Source organism: Pseudomonas sp. NPDC088885 (genome assembly GCF_044750025.1).
Taxonomy (GTDB): Bacteria; Pseudomonadota; Gammaproteobacteria; order Pseudomonadales; family Pseudomonadaceae; genus Aquipseudomonas; species Aquipseudomonas rustica.
The window spans coordinates 43,061-62,731 of sequence record NZ_JBIVJB010000004.1; the positions used below are offsets into that span (position 1 = coordinate 43,061).

17 protein-coding genes are annotated in these 19,671 nt (G+C 59.6%); 11 read left to right on the top strand and 6 right to left on the bottom strand.

The genetic code is table 11. From position 1 onward, the window contains the following. Positions 1–333 precede the first annotated feature (333 nt). From ACIP1X_RS04710 to ACIP1X_RS04720, 3 genes are all read left to right on the top strand, one after another. Positions 334–1,671: an MFS transporter gene (locus ACIP1X_RS04710; RefSeq protein ID WP_400749786.1), complete on the top strand. Its 1,338-nt coding sequence runs from the start codon at positions 334–336 to the stop codon at positions 1,669–1,671. Positions 1,672–1,695: 24 nt separating this feature from the next. After that, positions 1,696–2,958 (top strand): gallate dioxygenase, encoded by a 1,263-nt coding sequence (locus ACIP1X_RS04715; RefSeq protein ID WP_400749788.1) that lies wholly within the window; start codon positions 1,696–1,698, stop codon positions 2,956–2,958. Between the two features lie 123 nt (positions 2,959–3,081). Then, entirely contained in the window at positions 3,082–4,329 is a 1,248-nt protein-coding gene (locus tag ACIP1X_RS04720; protein ID WP_400749791.1) for an OprD family porin, read from the top strand. Here ACIP1X_RS04720 and ACIP1X_RS04725 read toward each other — a convergent pair. Then, a complete protein-coding gene (locus tag ACIP1X_RS04725) occupies positions 4,304–5,539 on the bottom strand; it encodes a LysR family transcriptional regulator (RefSeq protein WP_400749793.1) in 1,236 nt (411 codons plus the stop codon). The two genes, ACIP1X_RS04720 and ACIP1X_RS04725, sit on opposite strands and share 26 nt — an antisense overlap. A gap of 156 nt (positions 5,540–5,695) precedes the next feature. On the opposite strand from ACIP1X_RS04725, the gene galB reads away from it, so the two are divergent. From galB to ACIP1X_RS04755, 6 genes are all read left to right on the top strand, one after another. Next, positions 5,696–6,430, top strand: coding sequence for a 4-oxalmesaconate hydratase (gene galB, locus ACIP1X_RS04730; protein WP_400749795.1), 735 nt, complete (start codon positions 5,696–5,698; stop codon positions 6,428–6,430). Beyond that, positions 6,427–7,143, top strand: a complete 717-nt coding sequence (locus ACIP1X_RS04735) for a 4-carboxy-4-hydroxy-2-oxoadipate aldolase/oxaloacetate decarboxylase (RefSeq protein WP_400749797.1) — start codon at positions 6,427–6,429, stop codon at positions 7,141–7,143. The genes galB and ACIP1X_RS04735 overlap by 4 nt, the downstream gene beginning before the upstream one ends. 2 nt (positions 7,144–7,145) lie before the next feature. Beyond that, positions 7,146–8,246 (top strand): 4-oxalomesaconate tautomerase, encoded by a 1,101-nt coding sequence (locus ACIP1X_RS04740; RefSeq protein WP_400749800.1) that lies wholly within the window; start codon positions 7,146–7,148, stop codon positions 8,244–8,246. Between the two features lie 70 nt (positions 8,247–8,316). Next, on the top strand, positions 8,317–8,877 hold the full coding sequence (locus ACIP1X_RS04745) for a hypothetical protein (protein ID WP_400749803.1): 561 nt from the start codon (positions 8,317–8,319) through the stop codon (positions 8,875–8,877). 302 nt (positions 8,878–9,179) lie between these two features. Next, positions 9,180–10,310 (top strand): alkene reductase, encoded by a 1,131-nt coding sequence (locus tag ACIP1X_RS04750; protein WP_282353232.1) that lies wholly within the window; start codon positions 9,180–9,182, stop codon positions 10,308–10,310. Positions 10,311–10,463: 153 nt separating this feature from the next. Further along, a complete protein-coding gene (locus ACIP1X_RS04755; protein ID WP_400749924.1) occupies positions 10,464–11,393 on the top strand; it encodes a LysR substrate-binding domain-containing protein in 930 nt (309 codons plus the stop codon). A gap of 41 nt (positions 11,394–11,434) precedes the next feature. On the opposite strand, the gene ACIP1X_RS04760 is transcribed toward ACIP1X_RS04755, so the two are convergent. Together ACIP1X_RS04760 and ACIP1X_RS04765 are read right to left on the bottom strand one after the other, a co-directional pair. After that, positions 11,435–12,733 carry an MFS transporter gene (locus ACIP1X_RS04760; protein ID WP_400749805.1) on the bottom strand — a complete coding sequence of 433 codons (1,299 nt, stop codon included), beginning with the start codon at positions 12,731–12,733 and terminating at the stop codon, positions 11,435–11,437. Between the two features lie 308 nt (positions 12,734–13,041). Then, on the bottom strand, positions 13,042–13,935 hold the full coding sequence (locus tag ACIP1X_RS04765; protein ID WP_082341444.1) for a LysR family transcriptional regulator: 894 nt from the start codon (positions 13,933–13,935) through the stop codon (positions 13,042–13,044). A 95-nt stretch (positions 13,936–14,030) separates the two neighbouring features. Between ACIP1X_RS04765 and ACIP1X_RS04770 the strand changes: the two genes are divergently transcribed. Beyond that, entirely contained in the window at positions 14,031–15,203 is a 1,173-nt protein-coding gene (locus tag ACIP1X_RS04770) for an MFS transporter (RefSeq protein WP_400749808.1), read from the top strand. Between the two features lie 123 nt (positions 15,204–15,326). Further along, the gene (locus ACIP1X_RS04775; RefSeq protein ID WP_159812071.1) at positions 15,327–15,605 is read left to right on the top strand and encodes a hypothetical protein; all 279 of its coding nucleotides are present in this window, start codon (positions 15,327–15,329) and stop codon (positions 15,603–15,605) included. 58 nt (positions 15,606–15,663) lie between these two features. Here the strand turns inward: ACIP1X_RS04775 and ACIP1X_RS04780 are convergent, their stop codons facing one another. The 3 genes from ACIP1X_RS04780 to ACIP1X_RS04790 form a co-directional block, all read right to left on the bottom strand. Beyond that, on the bottom strand, positions 15,664–18,054 hold the full coding sequence (locus tag ACIP1X_RS04780) for a TonB-dependent siderophore receptor (RefSeq protein ID WP_400749811.1): 2,391 nt from the start codon (positions 18,052–18,054) through the stop codon (positions 15,664–15,666). A gap of 118 nt (positions 18,055–18,172) precedes the next feature. Continuing rightward, positions 18,173–19,162, bottom strand: coding sequence for a FecR domain-containing protein (locus ACIP1X_RS04785; protein WP_400749814.1), 990 nt, complete (start codon positions 19,160–19,162; stop codon positions 18,173–18,175). Further along, complete coding sequence (locus ACIP1X_RS04790) at positions 19,149–19,664, bottom strand: sigma-70 family RNA polymerase sigma factor (RefSeq protein ID WP_053120679.1); 516 nt, start codon at positions 19,662–19,664, stop codon at positions 19,149–19,151. The genes ACIP1X_RS04785 and ACIP1X_RS04790 overlap by 14 nt, the downstream gene beginning before the upstream one ends. Positions 19,665–19,671: the final 7 nt, after the last annotated feature.

The window sequence follows — 19,671 nt, forward strand, 5'->3', positions numbered from 1 at the left end:
ATAGAGCGGCTACGACAAACATGTTTCCTCGTCCTGCCGGCCTATCCAACCATTGCGATACAAGCAGGACAAGTTTTTCAGTCAGCTGCCAAAAAATCATGCGGCCGGAATCCTTGTGCCGGCTATCGACTCAGTGTGCGCCTGAACAAGCCCAAAGCTCCGCTCTAAAAATCCCCCATAAGAAAAACCGATACCTGCTTAAGGATTTCCCAGAGGCGGTGCAGGCACTGGCGGCCTTAGAGTCACGGCACCGCTCGACAGCCGTTGTTTCACTGCTGGTTGCTTCAATACCTCCGCCTGTCGGGCACTTCACAACAATAAGAAGGTGCAAGCATGAGTAACGAAACAGTCGACATCAAGGGGTGGATCGACAACCGGCCGGTTGGTCGCTATCAGTGGCTGATCATGGCGCTGTGCTTTTTCATTGTGCTTTTCGATGGCTTCGACGTTGCAGTGATGGGGTTTATCGCGCCTTCCCTGATCCAGGAGTGGGGCCTGTCGAAAGCAGCGTTTGGCCCAGTGATGAGCGCCGGCATGGTTGGATTGGCGATCGGTGCGTTGACAGCCGGTCCTTACGCCGATCGACTTGGGCGAAAAAAGGTGCTGCTGACGGCGGTGACCGGTTTCAGTGTGTTGAGTCTGGCCTGCGCCTTCGCCCGTAATCCCTACGAGTTGGCAGCCTTGCGCTTGCTGACTGGCGTGGCACTGGGGGCGGCATTGCCCAACACCACCACGTTGCTTGCCGAATATCTGCCGGAGCGTAATCGGTCGTTGTTCATCACGATCATGTTCACCGGTTTCAACATGGGCTCGGGATTGGGCGGGTTTCTCGCGGCGTGGCTGATTCCCCATCACGGCTGGCAGTCGGTGCTGCTCGCTGGCGGTGTTCTGCCGATGTTGCTGCTGCCGCTGATGTGGCTGCTGTTGCCCGAATCCGCACGCTTTCTGGCTGCGCGCAATGCGCCCGCCAGCCAGATCGCCAAGGTATTGAACAAGCTGGGCGGTACGTTCAGCGCGGCGACGAAGTTCGTCATCGCCGAACCTCAGGCGCAGCAGAAAGCCCCGCTGCGGTTGTTGTTCACTGAGCAATATCGTTTTGGCACGCTTGCGCTGTGGGCGACGTACTTCATGGGTTTGTTGGTGATCTACCTGACCATGGGCTGGATGCCGACATTGTTGCGCGAAGGCGGACTGTCGATTGAGCGCGCTGCGACCATTACCGGCCTGTTCCAGATTGGCGGCACCGTCGGCGCCATTGTGGTCGGCTGGGCGATGGATCGACGCAATCCGAATGCGGTCATTGCTACGTCTTATGCGCTGGGCGGGGCTTTCATCCTGCTGCTGGGCGCGTTCAGTCTCGAATCCAGCCTGCTTGCATTCGGCGTGGTCGCAGCAGGTTTCTGCATGAGCGGGGCGCAAACCGGCCTGAACGCTTTTGCACCGGGTTACTACCCGACGGACTGTCGTGCCACCGGCGTCAGCTGGATGCTGGGTATCGGCCGCTTCGGGGCTATCTTTGGTTCACTCATCGGTGGTGCGGTGCTCAGTCTCGGGCTGGGCTTGCCGCTGCTGTTCGCGCTGTTGAGTGTGCCGGCCTTTATTGCCGCACTGGCGATCCTGGCCAACGGTCATGCACGGCGCCGAGTCAATCGGGCCTTGCTGGCGCATTAATCTTTTTCGACAAAGGAACTCGTTATGGCACGCATCATTGGTGGCCTCGCTGTATCCCACACCCCGACCATCGGCTTCGCGGTCGATCACGACAAACAGCATGAGGCCGCCTGGGCACCGATATTTCGCGGCTTCGAGCCGATCAAAGTGTGGCTGAAGGAGCAGCAACCGGATGTGCTGTTTTACATCTTCAATGACCACGTGACGTCGTTTTTCTTTGATCACTACGGTGCGTTTTCCCTCGGGGTCGATGAGCGTTACGAAGTGGCAGACGAGGGCGGTAATCCGCGTGAACTGCCGGGCATTGGTGGTCACGCGGCGCTGTCGCGGCACATCGGCGAAAGCCTGGTGGCGGATGAATTCGACATGAGTTTCTTCCGCGACAAACCGCTCGACCATGGCTTTTTCTCGCCGATGTCGGCGCTGTTGCCGTGCGAGCCGGACTGGCCAGTGGAAATCGTGCCGCTGCAGGTCGGCGTCTTGCAATTCCCGGTGCCGAGTGCGCGGCGTTGTTACAAGTTGGGCCAGGCATTGCGTCGGGCGATCGAAAGCTATCCCGAGGATCTGAAGGTGGCTATCGTCGCGACCGGCGGCGTGTCCCATCAAGTCCACGGCGAGCGCTGCGGTTTCAATAATCCGGAGTGGGACGAGCAGTTCATTGATCTGTTGGTCAATGATCCGCAACGTCTCACGGAAATGACCCACGCTGAATACGCCACGTTGGGAGGCATGGAAGGCTCGGAGGTGATCACCTGGCTGATCATGCGTGGCGCGCTGTCGGCCACGGTGAAAAACCTGCACCAGGATTACTACCTGCCGTCAATGACCGGCATTGCCACGCTGTTGCTGGAAAACCAGGATCGCCCGGTACCCGCCGACGTGACCGCGCGGCACCTGCAGCACATGCATCACCAGTTGGCCGGGATCGAAAAGCTTGAAGGCACGTACCCGTTCACGCTGGAACGCAGCGCTAAAGGCTATCGGTTGAACAAGTTCCTGCACCGCATGATCGAGCCAGACTGGCGTCAGCGTTTCCTTGATCAGCCGCAAGCCTTGTTCGATGAGGCCGGACTCAGCGATGAAGAGCAGGAATTGCTGCGACGCCGTGACTGGCGCGGCTTGATCCACTACGGGGCGATTTTCTTTGTGCTGGAAAAACTCGCCGCCGTGCTCGGCGTGCCCAATCTGCAGATTTACGCGGCGATGCGTGGACAAAGCCTGGATGAGTTCATGAAAACCCGTAACCAGCAGGTGCTTTATTCGGTCGCCGGTAAAACGCCGCGCTAACGCTTCAGCGTCACCAGCGGCTCGTTCCGGGCCGCTTTCGCAACACCCCTGAATGACTTCACTGCGTCCGTTTCCTGCGGGCGTAGCGGACTGTTTCAGCCAAAAAAACGGATAACAATAACAATGAAAATCACCGCCAATACCCGCGTTGTCTTCACGCTGTCCGCTGTTTGTGCGCTGCCTGTCGAGGCAAGTGCTGCAGGCTTTATGGATGACGCCAGTGCCAACCTCAATCTGCGTAACTTCTACATCAACCGCAATTTCACCAACCCTGCGAATGCGCAGGGCAAAGCCGAAGAGTGGACGCAAAACTTCATTCTCGACGCTCGATCGGGCTTTACCCAGGGCACGGTGGGATTTGGAGTGGATGTGCTGGGTCTGTATTCGCTCAAACTCGATGGCGGCCAAGGCACTGGGGGCACCCAGTTGCTGCCACTGGACAGCGATGGACGACCAGCCAATGAGTTCGGCCGCCTGGCCGTTGCAGGAAAAATGAAAGTCGGCAAAACCGAAATCAAGGTTGGCGAATGGATGCCGGTGCTGCCGATCCTGCGTTCCGACGACGGACGCTCGTTGCCTCAAACCTTTCGTGGCGGCCAGCTGACGTCGCAAGACATCGATGGTTTGACGCTGTATGGCGGGCAGTTCCGGCAGAACAGCCCGCGCAACGATTCGAGCATGGAAGACATGTTCATGCAGGGCAAAACCGCGTTCACCTCTGATCGCTTCAATTTTGTCGGCGGCGAATACGCGTTCAACGAAAAACGCACGATGGTCGGTGCGTGGAATGCTCAGCTCAAGGACATCTACCAGCAGCAATATCTGCAATTGGTGCACAGTCAGCCACTTGGCGACTGGACGCTAGGCGCCAATCTTGGCTACTTCTGGGGGCGCGAAGATGGCAGTGCCCGAGCCGGGGATCTGGACAACCGTACCTTTTCGGCGCTGCTGTCGGCGCGCTACGGCGGCAACACCTTTTATGTCGGTCTGCAAAAACTCAGCGGCGACGATGCGTGGATGCGGGTCAACGGCACCAGCGGCGGCACACTTGCCAACGACAGCTACAACAACAGCTACGACAATGCGCGAGAGAAATCCTGGCAACTGCGCCACGACTACAATTTCGTCGTCCTCGGCGTGCCCGGACTGACGCTGATGAACCGCTACATTAGCGGCGACAACGTGCACAGCGGGGCGGTTACTGATGGCAAGGAGTGGGGGCGCGAATCCGAATTGGGCTACACGCTGCAAAGCGGCGCATTCAAGAATCTCAACCTGCGCTGGCGCAACTCAAGCATTCGGCGCGATTACAGTAGCAACGAGTTCGACGAGAATCGCTTGATCATCAGCTACCCATTGAGCCTGCTGTAATCGCGTCATCGGCTTGCGCCCGGATCACCCGGCGGATCTTCTCCATCAGCGCCTGTGCCACTGGTGAGTGCAGGCAGCCGTTGCGATAGGTCAGGCCGATGGCCCGGGCGGTCTGTTTCAATTCCAGCGGCAGGATGCACAATTCACCGGAAGCGATTTCCTGCTCCAGTTGATGCGCAGAGACAGCCGCGAGCATGTCCGAGCGCAACAGCAGCCCGCGAATGATCGCCATGTCAGCGCTTTCCACCACCGGTCGAGGCGCCGACATACCAAATCCGGCAAAGCAATCCTCGAGCATCTGCCGCGCCGGCGAGCCCGCGCGCGGCAATACCCAACGTGCCTGGCCGAGATGATCCTGCAAATTGGCGGTGGCGCAGAGCGGATGATCACGCCGCGCGAGCACCACCATTTCTTCGCTCAGCAGCGCTTCACCCACAAGATCACTGGCGTAGGCCGATGAACGCAACGCACCAAAAATGAAATCGACATCGCCGGCGCGCAACTCACTCGCCAGCAAGTCAAACGGACTCTCGTTGGTGATCACTTGAATACCCGGATGTTCTTCGACCAGTTGCACGATGGCTTCAGGAAGGATGCGCGTGCGGCCAAGGGGCAGGGCGCCGACGTGGACGACACCGTGCAAGGCGCCGCGGATGGCAGTGATGTCGGTGTCGATATGCCGCAATTCGTTTAGCGCACGGCGGATCGCAAAAAGAATCTCATGACTGGCACGGGTCGGTTGCAAGCCACGCGGGGTACGTTCGAATAGCGAATGACCACAGCCGTTTTCCAGCACTTTGAGCGTTGAACTGACGGCCGGCTGACTCAACCCCAGCAGGCTGGCGACGGTCTGCATGTGCTGGGTTTCGCAGAGTTTGACGAACACTTGCAGGCGTCGCGCCTGCAACAGATAAAGCGGTTCGACCGCTGCCTTGTCACCATTGCCGAGCAATTTCGGCACGGCTTCAAGCTCGGCCAGAACCCGTCGCGCGCGGGGCAACAGACGCACGCCGAAATCGGTCAAACGCATACCATTGGCATGGCGTTCGAAAAGCGTTACCGCAAGGCGTTCTTCAAGTTCGGAGATAGACCGGGTGACCACCGATTGCGCTCGGTACAACGCCACCGATGCTTTGGAAACGCTGCCGTGATCCGCGACGCGAACGAAGGCGCGTACGTGCATCAGGCTGGGCAGTTCACGGGTTTCCATGGGGCAGACGCTCTGTGGATTGGCGGATCAGGCGACTATGCAACCGCGCTTATCGAGTGGCAATAAAAAAAACGCATACCTCGAACACTCGAACGCATTACTCCACCGGTAAGGCGCGGTGCGATGCTCTTGGCAACCGCAGGAGGAGTATCCGCAATGACCCAATCATTCAAAAACGCGCTGGTTGTCAGCGCCCATTCTGCCGATTTCGTCTGGCGTGCCGGTGGTGCCATCGCCCTGCATACGCAGCAGGGTTACAACGTTCATATCGTCTGCTTGTCGTTCGGCGAGCGCGGTGAGTCCGCCAAGCTGTGGCGCAAAGGCGAGATGAGCGAAGACAAAGTCAAAACTGCGCGCCGCGAAGAGGCTCAGGCTGCCGCCGATATACTCGGCGCCAGTGTCGAGTTCTTCGACATCGGCGATTACCCGATGCGCGCCGACAAGGAAACCCTGTTCCGTCTGGCCGATGTGTTTCGCCGGGTGCAACCGGAATTCGTCCTCAGTCATTCCCTCAAGGATCCCTACAACTACGACCATCCGCTGGCGATGAACCTGACGCAGGAGGCGCGCATCATCGCCCAGGCTGAAGGCTATAAACCCGGTGAAAAAATCATTGGTGCGCCGCCGGTCTACAGCTTCGAACCGCATCAGCCCGAGCAATGCGAGTGGCGCCCCGATGTACTGCTCGACATCACCGAGGTCTGGGACAAGAAGTACGCCGCCATCCAGTGCATGGCCGGTCAGGAACACCTGTGGGAGTACTACACCCGCGTCGCCCTGCAACGCGGTGTGCAGGCCAAACGAAATGTCGGAATCGCCTCGACCCGCAACATCGTCTACGGCGAGGGTTACCAAAGTATCTTCCCGCGCGTCACGGAGAACCTGGCATGAGCCAACACACAGGTAAAACCGGCGTCGTGGTGCGCAATATCCAGCGGGCCGATGCGGCGCTGATCGATGAACTCAAGCGCTTTGGAGTGGCGACGATTCATGAAGCGCAGGGTCGAAAAGGGCTGTTGGGTACGTCGATCAGGCCGATTCAGCAGGGCACCGTGATCAGCGGTTCGGCGGTCACAGTGCTGGTCGCTCCAGGTGACAACTGGATGTTCCATGTGGCCGTGGAGCAATGCCGGCCGGGCGATATTTTAGTAGTCGCGCCGAGTTCACCGTGCACTGACGGCTACTTTGGAGATCTGCTGGCAACCTCGCTCAAAGCCCACGGTGTGCGTGCGTTGGTGATTGACGCCGGCGTTCGCGATACCCACACCTTGCGCGAAATGGGTTTTCCGGTCTGGTCGCGCGCCATTAGTGCTCAAGGCACAATCAAAGAAACCCTGGGCTCGGTCAACCTGCCGCTGGTGTGCGGCGGCCAACTGATTCACCCGGGGGACGTGGTGGTGGCTGACGATGACGGCGTTGTGGTGGTGCGCCGCAATGAGCTGGCGAACGTCGTTGACGCCAGCCGTGCCCGCGCTGATCTGGAGGAGCAAAAAGCCCTGCGCCTGGCCCGTGGCGAATTGGGGATGGACATCTACAACATGCGTGGGCGCTTGGCCGAAAAGGGTTTGCGCTACGTCGACAGCATTGAAGAGCTGGGAGAATGAGCATGGCGCAGACTCGCATCCCCTGTCTGATGATGCGCGGCGGTACGTCGAAAGGCGCTTACTTTCTTGCTCGCGATCTACCGCAAGAGCCAGCGCTGCGTGACCGCGTCCTGCTGGCCGTGATGGGCTCGCCGGATTCGCGGCAGATCGACGGCATCGGCGGGGGCGATTCGCTGACCAGCAAGGTGGCGATCATCAGCTCGTCGAGCCGCGCAGATGCCGATGTCGATTACCTGTTCGCCCAAGTGCTGGTGGAAGAGCCTCGCGTCGACTACGGACAGAACTGCGGGAACATCCTCGCAGGCGTCGGCCCCTTCGCCATCGAGCGCGGTTTGGTCGCGGCGACAGACGACGTCACATCGGTGCGCATTTATATGGAGAACACCGGACAGATCGCCATCGCCCATGTCCCGACACTTGATGGTGAGGTGCGCTATCACGGTGACGCTCGAATCGACGGCGTGCCGGGCCAGGCTGCGCCATTGATCGTGGAATTCATGGACGTCGCCGGTGCCAGTTGCGGGGCCTTGTTGCCGACCGGCAACCCACGAGATGTGATCGACGGCGTTGAAGTGACGTGTGTCGATAACGGCATGCCGGTGGTGCTGATCCGCGCGCAAGACGTCGGTTGCAGCGGTTATGAAAGCCCGGAACAACTCGAAACCGACGCCTCTCTGAAACAACGTCTGGAATCCATCCGCCTGCAAGCCGGGCCGCGCATGAATCTTGGGGATGTGAGCCTGCGCAACGTGCCGAAAATGTGCCTGATTGCGCCGCCGCAGGCCGGTGGGGCGATCAGTACGCGCAGCTTCATTCCCCATCGTTGCCATACCAGCATCGGCGTGTTCGGTGCTGTCAGTGTCGCCGCGGCCGTGCTGAGCGAAGGCAGCGTGGCGGCGGACATTGCGGTTGTAGAAGAGGGCGATGTGAAACACCTGTCGATCGAACACCCGACGGGTGAGTTCACTGTGGCGTTACGGTTGCAGGAAGGCCAACTGGCCGGTTGCGGTTTGATGCGCACAGCGAGGCTGTTATTTGATGGCGTCGTCTGTATTCCGTCAGCGCTGTGGAGTGATAACGCCACATCAGGCACGAACCGCTAGGTGGCTGAAAAAGTGGCTAAGTGCTAGCATTCGCGACTTCGTTGGATTTTACACTCTCAAGGATTTTCGAATGACTTATCTGCGCCTGCTTTTAGCTTCTGCCCTGATCGCCCTCTGCACGGGCTGCGCCACGTCCGCTCAAATTTCCGGCATGACGGTCGCGGCCGATCAAGACAAGGCAAGCACCTATGACGCACAGCTGAAAAATAACGTACGGGTTTCGGAAGTGAATGGCGGAGATAAAACCAACCCTCTGTGGACTTCGGAAATCGATAGCCCTGACTTTGGCGCTGCACTCAAGCAATCGCTCGCAAACGCTGATTTGCTGGGCAGCGAATCCGCTTCTTATGCCCTGCGGGCGAATTTGTTGCGCGTTGACCAGCCGCTGTTCGGGCTGAATTTCGAGGTCACCAGCGAGGTGGAATACACGTTGGTGGAAGCCGCGACCAACAAGGTTGTTCTGCGTGAAATTATCCGTACGCCTTTTACCGCAGGTTTCGGTGATTCCGTTATCGGCGTCAAACGTCTGCGCCTGGCGAATGAAGGCTCTGCTCGCGTCAACATCATCGCGATGCTCAAGCGCCTCAGTGATCTGAAAATCGAGGCCAAACAGGTTGCGTTGAAGAACTAGGCCTTTCCTGAAATGGATTCAGGCGTGACCCTCAAATGGGCGGCTCAAGTAGCCGCCCATTTGCTTTATCTCTCTCGCGCCAGCAATAACCCTCCACAAATTCCGAAGAGAAAAGCCGAATCTCGTTGCTGAAAAAGCAATAGTCATTTGCGATTTCGGCGGATTGTTGCCGTCAGGCTCAGAAGTTAGCATCGATCCATCGTTGCAACTCAGGGCCTTTGGCGCGAGTTCGAGACAGTTCGCACCGTCAACCTGTCGCTCCCGCTGATCGTCGCCACATTCGATCTACTTCGGAAACTCCAATGTCCAAACTCTTCAACGAATTCGCGCTGGGCGACACCACGCTGAAAAACCGTATTGTCATGGCGCCGCTGACCCGCTCGCGCGCACCCCATGATGCTGCCGACGAACGCATCGCGTTGTATTACGCACAACGCGCTACCGCCGGTTTGATCGTCAGCGAAGGCACGCCGATTTCCCGTGAGGGGCAGGGCTATCTGTTCAACCCCGGTATCTTCACGGCCGAGCAGATCGCCGGATGGCGCCTCACCACCGACTCGGTGCATGCGGTGGGCGGCAAGATGTTTGCGCAGCTCTGGCATGTCGGTCGCGTCTCGCACCCGTCGATCCAGGAAGGTGGAAAATTGCCAGTGAGCGCCACGTCGAAGCAAGCGGTCGGCGCGACTGCGTTTGGTTACGACGCTGACGGCAAGCCGGCGCTGGTACAGCCACCGGCGCCACGCCAACTGGAAACCGCCGAGGTGGCGCGGATCGTCGGTGAGTTCGCCCAGGCTGCGCACAACGCGATCGAGGCGGGTTTTGATGGCGTGGAAATTCACGGTGCCAATGGCTATCTGTTCGAGCAGTTCATGAACCCGCTGGTCAATGATCGTACCGATCAGTATTCGGCGGATCGCCTGGAGAACCGTCTGCGCTTCACCCTGGAAGTGATCGATGCCGTGGTCGCACGCATTGGCGCGGCTCGGGTGGGCATCCGTATTTCGCCATATGGTCAGCTGTTCGACATGCCGTTGTATGAGCAGATCGATGAAACCTACACCGCGTTGGCAGCCGAGATTGGCGCGCGGCAATTGGCCTACGTTCATGTGATGGATCAGTCCGGGTTTCCGGCTCCGGGTACCGAGGGCGGTGGTGGCGGGCCGAAGGAAACATTCCTCGATTTGCTGTCGACCATTCAGTCGAAACTGCCTGACACCGCGTTGATTCTGGCGGGCGGCATGTCGCGCCAGCGTGCGGATGACTTGATTAATGACGGCATCATCGACCTCGCCGCGTTCGGCACCGCTTACATCAGCAACCCTGATCTGGTGGCGCGGCTGCAGAACGACTGGCCGCTGAGCGAAGCCAAGCGCGAAACCTTCTATGGCGGTGGCGCCGAGGGTTATGTCGATTACCCACCTTATAAAGGCTAAGTAGCCGCTGACACATTGGCAGCCGCCACCGTTATTCGGGGCGGCTGCTTTTTCGTGTCCGGTGCAAACAGGCCTGAAAGGATCTCGCGGCGGGACAAGCAGACGAAGTTCTGCTGTAGTGCCCATCAACTGTTCTTGATGATCGGACTTTTTATGCACCTCAAAGCGCACCGGTACTTTGCCATGGTCGCCGTGACTGGAAGTTTCTCGGCGACGGCTCGGCACTTTCGCGTACCGGCGTCCTCCGTTTCTCGCTTCATCGCGGCGTTGGAACGAGAGGTCGGTCAGCAACTTTTGTATCGAAACACCCGTGCGGTGAAACTGACGGACGCGGGCGAGCGCTACTACCAGCAAATCCGCGAAGTGCTCGAACTGCTCGATGCCGCTGATGAAGAAATCACCGGCAAGGGTGGCGAGGTTCGTGGACTGGTACGGATTAACGCACCGGTCGCGTTCGGCAGCCTGCACATCGTCAAACTGTTGAACGGTCTGTATGACCAGTATCCCGAATTGACGGTCGAGCTGACCGTCACCGATGCCTTTATCGACCCGGTGCAGGAGGGCGTCGACATCATCTTCCGGGTCGGACACCTGGGCGACTCCGGGTTGATCGGCCGCAAAATCTGCGATCAGCAATACGTCCTTTGCGCCAGTGCGCAGTACATCGCGAAGCACGGCAAACCCGCGTCGCCAGAGGAACTGCGGCATCACGCCTGTCTGGTTTACAAGGGCACGGGCGGGGCGCAGCGCTGGTATTTCACAAAGCCTGGCAGCGATAAGGCCGACATCATCGACGTGCAGGGGCCGCTTCGAAGTAACAATGGTCAGGTCTTGGTGGAAGCGGCGCTGGCGGGCAGGGGGATCGTGTTCTTTCCGTCCTGGCTGTTTAGCCGCGAGAGTTTCGTGAGCCAGCAACTCATTCGGCTGTTACCGGATTGGCAAGGATCGGTGGAGCCAACGCCTAGCCCGATCCATCTGCTGTCCCCGGAGAATCGCATGCGCTCCCAGAAGGTTCGCGTGGTGTGGGAGTACTTCATCAAAGCGATCGGCACTCCGCCTTATTGGGATGATCTGGGGGATTGATGTTTAGGCGCGGGTAGCCAGCGTCCGCACTGGCGTGGGACTCAGCGCGTTTCGCACGGCGGCGCCGGCTCGCCGCTCAATGCATCGACCATGGGCGGATGCTCTTGCACCGCTTGGCGCAAATCTTCGGTCACGCGCAATTCCGCGCCTGTCGGCGAGAAAGTCGCTGCGGCTGCGAAAGGCGCGGGGTTGGCCGGAACCGGGCGTTTGCCGCGTCGCCAGAAAAAGAACGTGACCATGCACAGATTGACCAGGGCGAAGACCCAGAACAGACCGTTTGCGCCGAACGAGTTCATCACCGGCGAGATCATCATCGGACTGATCGCCGAGCCCAAAGAGTTGATCAGCAGCAAACCTTGAATCATCGGCACCAACGCTTCCGCCGGGGCGCGGTCGGCGGCATGACTGACGGCAACCGGATACAGCGCAAACACGCCGCCGCCGAGCAAAAACAGCATCACCGCGAGCATCGTCGACGACAACGGCAGCCAGACGATCACCAGCGACAACACCGTGCACGCCACGGTCAGAAGGGTCAGCACCTGAAGGCGATCCTGACGGTCAGACCAGCGTCCGACCGGGTATTGCAGGAGCATGGCGCCAAGGATCGTCCAGGCCATCATGCTGCCGACTTCACCCACGTTCAGACCCATGCGTTGCAGGTACAGCGGAAGCAACGTGTAAATCGCCGCGATGCTCACGCCCGAGCCGAAACACCCGACCAGCCCGGTCGGCGTCACGCCCAGCAGTTGCCGTGGCTTGAGCGGCTCGACCTGATCGAGCAGGGGCGACACGCGCGGCAGGATCACGATTGGCAGCACCGACAGCGATGCGAGCATGCCGGCAACCATGAACGGTGCGCTGTCGCTCAAACCCGTGATCTTGCCCAGCGTTGCCTGGCCCAGCACGCCAGCGCCGTACAAGACGATCATGTACAGCGCGAGCAAGCGTCCGCGAATCTTCGCGTCACCCGCCAGCAGCAGCCAACTCTCGATCACCAGAAACACGCCGACTGTGGCCCAGCCATTGATCAGGCGCAGGGCGAACCAGCCCCAAGTGTCGTAAAACAAACCCTGCATGAGGATGGTCACGGCGATCAGCGAGGCAAAGCTGCCGTAGGCACGGATATGGCCGATGCGCAGAATCAGGCGGTCGTTGAACAAGGCGCCCAAGGTCAGACCGATGAAATAGGCCGATGACACGACACCGATCATCGTCGCCGACGCACCGGCGGCGTCCAGGCGAAGGGTGGTCAGGGACGACAGAAATCCGTTGCCCAAGGCAATAATGAACAGCCCGAGCAGGGGCGCCAGCGCCATGGCCAGCAAACGCGGAGACATAGAAACCTCAAGGGATCGGGCAGCGGAACGTGCGTCTCTGCGCAGGGCAATGCCAAACCGAAGTGTGTTGTGCAAGCGCCCGCCGAACGGGCAGGGCAGTTCAATCGGCCGCACTTGAGCAAGTGTGGCCAGCCATTCTGGTACGTGATTTTTAACAGCGAAGCTTTCAGCCACCGACTCGGGAGACTGTTTGAGAGCGCGGGATTCTAAGGCTTGTGCAGGATTTGCCAATAGCTGTTTGCTGCGACGTTAGGACGCAGGTGAGTTACGGCAGATCCGCCGCCTGAGCATCGAGCGATGAACACCGCTTACATCCGGTGATGCTCGAGCAAGAAGTCGACGAACAAGCGCACTCGCGCCGGCATTGTCGAGCCTCCGACGAACACCGCATGAATCGGTTCCTGATCGCCGGGGTTCCAGGTTTCCAGTAGCGGTATGAGGTCGCCGCGCTGCAGATCCTCGCTGACGCTGAACTCGCCGATGCGCGCAATGCCGGCACCGACTCGGGCGAGTTGTGCCAGTGCTTCACCACTGCTGCATTCGATGTTGCCGCTGACTTTCAGGGAAAACTCACGGCCGTCGCGCATAAACGGCCAGTTGGGTTCGGCGCGGCGAAAGTTGAAGCGCAGGCAGTTGTGACTGAGCAAGTCTTGCGGTTCTTGAGGGGTGCCGTGACGCTGCAGATACGCGGGCGATGCGACCACCACTTGGCCGGTCGTGCCGATCCTGCGCGCGGTCAGCGGGCTGTCGGGCAAATGGCCAAAGCGCACCGCCACGTCGGCCTGGCCAGCAAGGATGTCGACCACTTCGTCGCCGAGCGTGAGGTCGACGACGATGTTCGGGTACTGCGCGCTGAACGCGGCCACCAACGGCACGATGGCCAGCCGACCATGGCCAAGCGCCGCGCTGACGCGCAATCGGCCCTTGGGTACGCCTTGATCGGCGATGGCGTCTTCAACTTCGTCCATGTCCGCCAGAATACGTCGGGCGCCCCGCAAGAATGCTTCGCCCTCAGCGGTGAAGGTGATCGCTCGCGTGGTTCGCAACAACAGGCGAGTGCCCAGACGCTGTTCGGCACGCGCGATGATCCGGCTGACTGCCGAGGGCGTCAGCCCCAATGCGCGCGCCGCCGCCGAAAGGCTGCCTTCCTGCGCCACAGTGACGAACACGCTCATTTCACCTGACCTGCCATTGACGTCCATTTGTGCCTCTTACGCAAAGGTGATTGCCGAAATCGCTATCTACCGCCTCAAACGCCTGGATCGTAGCATTGGCGGCATAGATAAGGAGCCTTTCCATGCGTATCAATCCACCCCTTGTTGCACTCGCCATTGGTGCCTTTGGCATCGGCGTTACCGAGTTCGCCCCGATGGGCATGCTGCCGGGCATTGCTGCGGATCTCGGCGTGTCAATTCCCGCTGCAGGCTTGCTGGTCAGTGCATACGCGTTGGGCGTACTGCTCGGCGCGCCGTTGATGATCCTCACCACCGGCAAAATTCCGCGGCGAACGTTGCTGATCGGTCTTATGGCGATTTTTACCTTGGGTAATCTGATGTCAGCGCTGGCGACCGATTACTACAGCCTCATGATCGCCAGGGTGGTGACCTCACTGAATCACGGAGCGTTCTTTGGCGTCGGCTCCGTCGTCGCTGCCAGCGTGGTCGCGCCGGAGAAACGTGCCGGGGCGGTCGCGGCAATGTTCATGGGCCTGACTTTGGCGACCATCGGCGGTGTGCCGCTGGCCGCGTGGTTTGGCGAGCTGTTCGGCTGGTGCACTGCATTTTGGGGTATTACCGGCCTTGGCGTGGTGACGATGGCAGCGTTGTGGTTCGCGCTGCCCAATCTGCGCGCACCGCAAAGCGTGGGCGTACTGGCTGAAATACGCGTACTGGGCCGAGGCCCGGTGCTGGGCGCGTTGGCCCTGACCGTCGTCGGCTCGAGTGCGATGTTTACGGTCTTCACCTACATTGCACCGATCCTCAGCAGCGAGACCCACGCGTCCTCCGCGTACATCACCGCCATGCTGGTGCTGTTTGGTGTGGGCCTGACGCTGGGCAACATGTGGGGCGGCAAGGCTGCGGATCGTTCGATCGATCGCACCTTGATCGTTTCGCTGAGCGTGCTGATTGTGATCTTGCTGGCGTTTACCGTCCTGATGCGCTGGCCTTTGCCGGCCGCGGTGGCCATTTTGATCTGGGGTATCGCCAGCTTCGCCCTGGTACCACCGCTGCAGATGCGCGTGATGGAAGCGGCCAAAGACGCGCCCAATCTGGCTTCGGCGGTCAACATCGGTGCCTTCAATTTTGGTAACGCCATTGGCGCGGCGCTGGGCGGCGCGGTGATCAATGCCGGGCTGGGTTATCCGGCGATCTCCCTGGCCGGTGCAGCGATGGCGAGTCTGGGCCTGCTGATGGTGCTGGCGTTTACCTGGCGCTCGAAAGCAAGTGCAGCGGCGCTGACCCAACCCTGACGAGAGGGCGGTCAGGCGCCATCACGAGTGATTCGAACTTTGCGCAAGACGGTGCTTCGTCAGCCCTTTTGAACCTATTTCAAAACAGCCTGCTCAACCGGGAAATGTTCGGGGGTGGATGTGATGAATGTTTTCAGAAATCAGCTGACGACTGAGCAAGAAGCAAGACTGCTGGCGTTGGATGCCTGGCATCGGATGTCGGAGAATCGAGCCCTGCGCATGGACTGCCCCGATGCCTGGCACGACGAACTGTTGCGCCAGTCTGACGAGATGGATCGGTTGGGCATGTTAACGCTGACCGAATGGTGCGACCTGCGAAGGGATGCAGATGAAGCCTATCTGCGCGCGGTGGCGGGTGAGGATTATCACGCAGGTCATCAAGCTAGTGTGTATCGAGGTTGACGGTACCCGCCGTACAGCGGGTACCGCTTCCAATGTGCGAGAAGGCCTGCCTACCGGCTTACCACTTGTAACTCACTTTGGCGGTAATCTCACGGCCCGGGTTGTAGAAGTTCGCGGTGCCGGAACCGACCACGTGCTGCTCATCCAGCAGGTTGCTGACGTTCACCGCTAGGTCGGTGCCCTTGGCGATTTTGTAGTTGAACGCGGCGTCGAACAGCGTGGTGCCATCGCTTTTGCCTGAGTTGGCGGCGTCGAAGTAATACGAGCCGACGTAGCGCGCACCCAAGCCAACGCTGACATCGGTGGCGGGGACGTCGTAATAACTCCAGAGCGAAGCGGAATGCTTGGGTGCCGTGGCGAATTCATTACCCTTCAGGGAGCTGCCGTCGTACAACGAACCGCGCTGTACCTCGGACTCCATATAGGAATAACCACCGATCAGGCTGAGGTTCTGCGTCACCTGCGCCTTGGCCTCCAGGTCGAGACCGCGCGCACGCGATTCGCCTACCGTCTGTTGCTCAATGATGCCGCTCGGCAGCACCACGGCGATGGTGACGTTTTCCTGGGTCAGGTCATAAACGGCTGCGGAGAACAGGGCGTCCATCCCCATCGGCGCATACTTCACGCCTATCTCGTACTGCCTGCCGGTCTGCGGTGTGACGCCAACCTGTGGCGGCGAGACGGATTCCACCATGCTCACATAGGTCGACACCTCATCGTTGACGATGTAGGTCAATGCACCTCGGTAAGAGGTTTCGGAGAAGGTGTCTTTCTCAGTCGATTCCAGACCTTTGCTGGTCAGGTCCATCGAGTCATTGCGCACGCCCCCGGTGACGATGAACCGCTCGTAGAACGACAGGTTCTGCTGCAGGAATACGGCTTTGGTGGTCGCATCTCGCTTGTTCACGGCATACGGCGCGATTGAGCGTGAAACGCCAGTAAACACGGGGTTTGCAATGTCAATCGAGGTCGTCGGGGCGTAGACCGAGCTTTCCTTGGTGGTCGAATCGAGGTACTCCACGCCCACCAGGCTGCTGCTGTCGATGTTCTCGAAACGGGCATCGTATTGCAGCATCAGATTGCCGTTGAACTGGTCGGCTTCGGTGTCCGTTCCAAACTGATAGCGGTCAACGGTAGTACCGACTCGCGCGGCGCTGTCGCTGAGGTAAACGTAGCCGAAATCATCGGTCAACTTGCTGTAACGCAGGTTGCTGCGCAGCACGAAGCCATTGTCGAAGTCATGGGTGATGTTACCGCTGAGGCTGGTGCGCTCGACATCGTGAAAGTTGTAGCTGGGCTCGCCATAGAACTTGCTGCGGTCGTATTCCTTGTCCAGCGGATAGCCACCGCTGTTGGGCGAACTTTCGGTTTTCAGGTAGTCGAGAATCATCGTCGCCGACGTGTAATCCGTCGGTGCCCAGGTGAGGCCACCCATAAACAACTGGTTGTCGTCCTGCGAGTGATCGTACTCGCGGTCGCTGTTTTGGCCTTTGGCAGTAAAGCGGCCAGCCAGGGTTTTTTCGTCGTTCAACGCATCGCCGACATCGATGCCTGTCTCGACATGGTCAAACGAACCGTAGGTCACATAGCCTTGGCCAAACTGCTCGAAGCGCGGCTGTTTGGTCACGAAGTTTACCGAGCCTCCAGGATCCGCGGGGCCGAACAGGGTGGAGTTGGCGCCACGCAGAATCTCGATGCGCTCATAAGCGAATGGATCTTCGCGCACGCCGCGCATCGAACTCAGGGTCAAGCCGTCACGGTAGGTGGTGGCCTGGAAACCGCGGATCTGGAAATAGTCGTTGCGGTCATCCGTGCCGTAGAAGTCAGTGATCACGCCCGGTGTGTATTGCAGCGCCTCTTCCGTGGTGCTGACGCTGCGCTGTTCCATTTCCTTGTTGGTAACCACCGATACCGATGCCGGTGTATTGAGAATGCTGGTGGCCACTTTGCCGCCAACCCAGAGTTCCTTGGCGACCACCGAGTTGGCGTCGTCGTCGGCACTGACCCTGACCTTGGCATTAATGATGAGGGGGGCGAGGCGATAGTCCTCGATACCCGTTGCGTCGAGTTCGAGTGGGCCGGCAGGCGCTGGTTGAGGTGTCAGCAGGTAAGCGGACGGGCCTTGCTGCTCGATCTGCAATTCGCTTCCCTGCAACAACGTGGACAGTGCGGTCGACGTATCCAGCGTACCGTTCACGCCTGCCGTTGTGCGATTCGCAACGCTCGAGGCATCGTAGGAAAGACTGATGCCAGCCTCGCGCGCAAAGCGGTCAAGCGCCGGCGCCAGTGGGCCGGCAGCAATATTCCACTGCTGAACCTGTTTGCGCTGTTCGGCGCTCGAAGATTGCGCCAGCGACGGCAGGGCGTAGCTGCTGACCATCAAACCCAGAATCACACCGTGTACGGCGTGGCTCAGTGGATGGCGCTGTGTGACCGCGGACGAACTCATTTTCTCGCTCCAAGGAAGGGTATCGACAGATTGGCCTGTAAGTCGGCCTTCCTTACAAGTCGAACGAGAATGAGAAACTACCTCATTATTTTTGCTAAATAAGACAAAAAAAGCTTATTCAACTGGCAGCGGTCAACGTCACCCAATAACGCGTCCGATAATCAACGCGCAAATGCAGCGACTGCGCGACTAATGTCAGTACCTGATCGTTGTCGGCGAGCTGAAAAGTGCCGGAAACCCGAAGGTCGGCAACCTCTTCGGCGCAGCGCAATACGCCGGGGCGGTAGCGCGACAACTCCGCGATAAAATCCCCAAGGCGCATATTGCGTGCGCTGATCACCCCGTCATTCCAGCCCCAGACATCCAGGCCATTGTCCCTGAACTCCCGGGCGCCACTTGATGTGAACAGCAACTGATTGGCGGTCTGGGCACTGCGGCTACTGCTGGCGGCCAGGGTTTGACTGGCGCCAGGAAATACCGTGACGGTGCCTCCCTGAACCGCGAGCAAGGTGCCGTCGTCACGTTCCCGCGCCAGGAAGCGGGGACTCTGCGCGCGCATGATTCCGTCGCGTGTTTGTACCCAAAAGGGACGCGCGTGCGCCGCGTGTTCATCCGCGCCGACATTCACGATGACCTCACCACGCCGCAGAATGAGCAGACGTCGCTGGGCGTCGAAATCACTGTCGACAGCGCTATCACTATTGAGCTGGACAAGGCTGCCGTCATCGAGCTGCACGCGGCGCTGCTCGCCGGTGCTGCTGCGTTGCTGCGCAAGCATGGCCGGTACGGGTGTGTAATCACGGCCAAGCCAGGCGGCGCCGGCAACCGTGGCCAAAAGGCCTAATAGCTTCAGGCTTTCCCGTCGGCGCAGGCCATGGCGGGAACCATCAAGGGTTTGTCGGGCCAATTGCGGCGGCATGCTCGCGAACTCATCTCCAAGCGATTCCACACGCTGCCACGCCAATCGATGCTCCGGACGCTGCTGCAGCCAAAGCTCAAAAGCGCGCTGCGTTTGCTCATCTGCCTTGTTGAAGCGAAGGCGCACCTGCCAATGGATGGCCTGGTCTACAACGGCCGGATCCAGCGCCTGCGACTCATGCCTCGACATAACGCAACCGATAGCAGTGTTGCAGCGCGGTGGCCAGGTCGCGCTCCACCGTCGCCCGGGAAACGCCGAGTTTTTCGGCTATTTGCGCACAGGTCAAACCGTCGAGCCGGGCAAATAAAAACGCCTGGCGAACTCGCGGTTTGAGCATGTCGAGCATGCGGTCGATGCGCTCCAGCGAATCCAGAATGAGCAGTCGGCTTTCTTCCGAGGGCACCTCGTGTTGAGGCAGCAACGCGACGCTTTCCAGGTAAGCACGTTCGAGTTCGCGACGACGATACTGATCAATCATCAGTCCGCGGGCAATGCTGCTCAGATAGGCACGGGGTTCGCGCAAGGGGCTTGATTGCCGGGATTTGAGCAGACGCACAAAGGTGTCTTGCGCCAGGTCTGCGGCGTTATCGCGACAACCAATGCGTCGGCTCAACCAGCCATGTAACCACGAGTGGTGGGTGCGATAGAGCAGCGCTAGATCTGCAGTGCCTAGTGTGTCGTCGCTGCTCATCGGCATC

Excerpts from the sequence above, each read along its gene's own strand:
- ACIP1X_RS04710 (WP_400749786.1), top strand. The coding sequence starts at position 334 with ATGAGTAACGAAACAGTCGACATCAAGGGGTGGATCGACAACCGGCCG.
- ACIP1X_RS04715 (WP_400749788.1), top strand. The coding sequence starts at position 1,696 with ATGGCACGCATCATTGGTGGCCTCGCTGTATCCCACACCCCGACCATC.
- ACIP1X_RS04720 (WP_400749791.1), top strand. The coding sequence starts at position 3,082 with ATGAAAATCACCGCCAATACCCGCGTTGTCTTCACGCTGTCCGCTGTT.
- ACIP1X_RS04725 (WP_400749793.1), bottom strand. The coding sequence starts at position 5,539 with ATGGAAACCCGTGAACTGCCCAGCCTGATGCACGTACGCGCCTTCGTT.
- galB (WP_400749795.1), top strand. The coding sequence starts at position 5,696 with ATGACCCAATCATTCAAAAACGCGCTGGTTGTCAGCGCCCATTCTGCC.
- ACIP1X_RS04735 (WP_400749797.1), top strand. The coding sequence starts at position 6,427 with ATGAGCCAACACACAGGTAAAACCGGCGTCGTGGTGCGCAATATCCAG.
- ACIP1X_RS04740 (WP_400749800.1), top strand. The coding sequence starts at position 7,146 with ATGGCGCAGACTCGCATCCCCTGTCTGATGATGCGCGGCGGTACGTCG.
- ACIP1X_RS04745 (WP_400749803.1), top strand. The coding sequence starts at position 8,317 with ATGACTTATCTGCGCCTGCTTTTAGCTTCTGCCCTGATCGCCCTCTGC.
- ACIP1X_RS04750 (WP_282353232.1), top strand. The coding sequence starts at position 9,180 with ATGTCCAAACTCTTCAACGAATTCGCGCTGGGCGACACCACGCTGAAA.
- ACIP1X_RS04755 (WP_400749924.1), top strand. The coding sequence starts at position 10,464 with ATGCACCTCAAAGCGCACCGGTACTTTGCCATGGTCGCCGTGACTGGA.
- ACIP1X_RS04760 (WP_400749805.1), bottom strand. The coding sequence starts at position 12,733 with ATGTCTCCGCGTTTGCTGGCCATGGCGCTGGCGCCCCTGCTCGGGCTG.
- ACIP1X_RS04765 (WP_082341444.1), bottom strand. The coding sequence starts at position 13,935 with ATGGACGTCAATGGCAGGTCAGGTGAAATGAGCGTGTTCGTCACTGTG.
- ACIP1X_RS04770 (WP_400749808.1), top strand. The coding sequence starts at position 14,031 with ATGCGTATCAATCCACCCCTTGTTGCACTCGCCATTGGTGCCTTTGGC.
- ACIP1X_RS04775 (WP_159812071.1), top strand. The coding sequence starts at position 15,327 with ATGAATGTTTTCAGAAATCAGCTGACGACTGAGCAAGAAGCAAGACTG.
- ACIP1X_RS04780 (WP_400749811.1), bottom strand. The coding sequence starts at position 18,054 with ATGAGTTCGTCCGCGGTCACACAGCGCCATCCACTGAGCCACGCCGTA.
- ACIP1X_RS04785 (WP_400749814.1), bottom strand. The coding sequence starts at position 19,162 with ATGTCGAGGCATGAGTCGCAGGCGCTGGATCCGGCCGTTGTAGACCAG.
- ACIP1X_RS04790 (WP_053120679.1), bottom strand. The coding sequence starts at position 19,664 with ATGAGCAGCGACGACACACTAGGCACTGCAGATCTAGCGCTGCTCTAT.